The sequence below is a fragment of the uncultured Phocaeicola sp. genome, from assembly GCF_948499155.1.
In the GTDB taxonomy this organism is placed as follows: Bacteria; Bacteroidota; Bacteroidia; order Bacteroidales; family Bacteroidaceae; genus Phocaeicola; species Phocaeicola faecalis.
This window is the reverse complement of sequence record NZ_CAOOSE010000056.1, coordinates 1-1,937: the sequence shown is the minus strand read 5'-3', so window position 1 is coordinate 1,937 and position 1,937 is coordinate 1. Positions and strand designations below refer to the sequence as shown.

The 1,937-nt window shown below is 36.3% G+C and carries 2 protein-coding genes; both read left to right on the top strand.

What is annotated here, in order from left to right; translation table 11 throughout:
* Positions 1-214 precede the first annotated feature (214 nt).
* Positions 215-607, top strand: a complete 393-nt coding sequence (locus QYT14_RS18815) for a hypothetical protein (RefSeq protein ID WP_289307783.1) — start codon at positions 215-217, stop codon at positions 605-607.
* A partial coding sequence (locus QYT14_RS18810) for an ATP-binding protein (protein ID WP_289826576.1) occupies positions 597-1,937 on the top strand: 1,341 nt, incomplete at its 3' end. The genes QYT14_RS18815 and QYT14_RS18810, both read left to right, overlap by 11 nt.

Here is a 1,937-nt window from a genome sequence, read left to right as displayed (position 1 = left end):
ATTTAATAATCAAAATATTATATAGCTTCAATCTGAAAATTGTCATATACTAAGAGTTAAAGGAGTAAATAAAGAACAATGTCTTAATCAATTGCCTATTTATGCCCAAACGAAAAGCAGCAGAAGATTCCCTCAATGGAAGATCAGGTATATCAGTTTGAACAGGAATTTTTATGCCCGGCATAAATGCTGGATAGACGAATGGCGACAAAGTGTGGAGACATTCGACAATAGCCATTTAAAATTTGAATGGAATTGCGGCAAAGACACATTCCCCATAATTGAAGATAAGATTGTGCAATTCAGGGCATCAGGAATTAGAGTGAAATTACCGACTTTTTCTCCTGCACTAAATCTTGTAGGCACACAAATTCCCATATTCCCATGGATAACCCTTCCAGAAAAACACACAACGGAAAACATTCATTCCAAAGGAAGGTACATGACGCTATATGAGGCAGCATCAGTACAAGGCATGCAAGGTTTATCTTTTGGCTCAGAATACTTCAGATTGCCATTATCAAGGTGCTACGAAGCTCTGGGAAATGCAGTTAATGTAGAGGTTGTTAAAAAAGTTGCAGAAAAACTTTTGGATTATGGCAAATAATGTCTCAATAGCGACAAAACCTTTAGTATACGAGGTTTTTAGATTTATCAATAATAAAGTATGGAATGCTTTAGCCGAATATGTTGATAATTCTATTCAGAGTTACCTTAATCATAAGGAAATTCTGAATAGAATCAATCCTGATGGTAAACTAACCGTTACTATTAATATTGACTTTGAGAACGACACAATTACAATTGAAGATGATGCCTTCGGCATAACACACGACAATTACCAAAGAGCATTTGAGTTAGCCAACATCCCTCTTGACAACAAAGGACTAAATGAATTTGGCATGGGCATGAAGGTTTCTTCAATTTGGTTAAGCAATATATGGAAAGTTGAAACTTCTGCCTACGGAGAGCCTGTCAATAAAACTCTTATCTTCAATTTACAGGAGGTCGTGGACAATGAAGATTTAGAACTTCCTGTCTTGGAAGAAGAATGTAATGCCGACACGCATTATACACGCATTACACTAACAAATCTGTCTGCTAACAAGCCAAGCCCAAGGCAGTTATCATATATCAAAAAACATATAACAAGCATTTATACGCAACAATTACGTGAGGGCATATTAAATCTTATCATAAATGGAGAACAAATGGAATACCAGGAACTTAAGTTTCTGAAGGCTCCTCATTATAATTCTCCTGACGGTGAAACTGTTCTATGGAAAAAAGACATTGACTTTTCAGCGGGGAAATACTCTGTAAAAGGTTTTATTGGAATATTGGAAACAATGAGCACTTCTACTGACAATGGTTTCTTGCTATTCAGAAGAGGCCGCGTTATCGGCAGCAGCTATGATGACAGATATAGGCCCAAAGTCCTTTGCGGGCAAGAAGGGTCCCCTCAATATAAAAGGATTTTTGGCGAATTACACTTAGAGGGATTTGATGTCAGTTTTACCAAAAACTCATTTCAGGAAGATTATGAGTTCAATTATTTTGTAGAATTACTGAAAGAGGATTTAAGCAAGAACAAATCATTTGACATCTTTGGCCAGGCACAGAATTACACAAAGCCTAAGACCAAGAAAGAAATAAAGAATCTTGGCACGAACCTCATAAAACAGATTGCGAAAGGTTTCACTAAACCGATTGATAATTCTACAAATACTGAGACTCGGTCTATTGGTACATCAAATAATATCATTAGTTCAATCCCAGAATCTGCTACTACTAAAGAAATACAGCCACCAACAGATCTCTTTGGTAACCCTATAATAGAAAATGACGAGTTTCAGATACCACCAGTTTCTATAGATGTTACCATTACTGGGCACTTATTCCCAGTTGATTTTCAATTGTTTATAACTCAGTTCGTT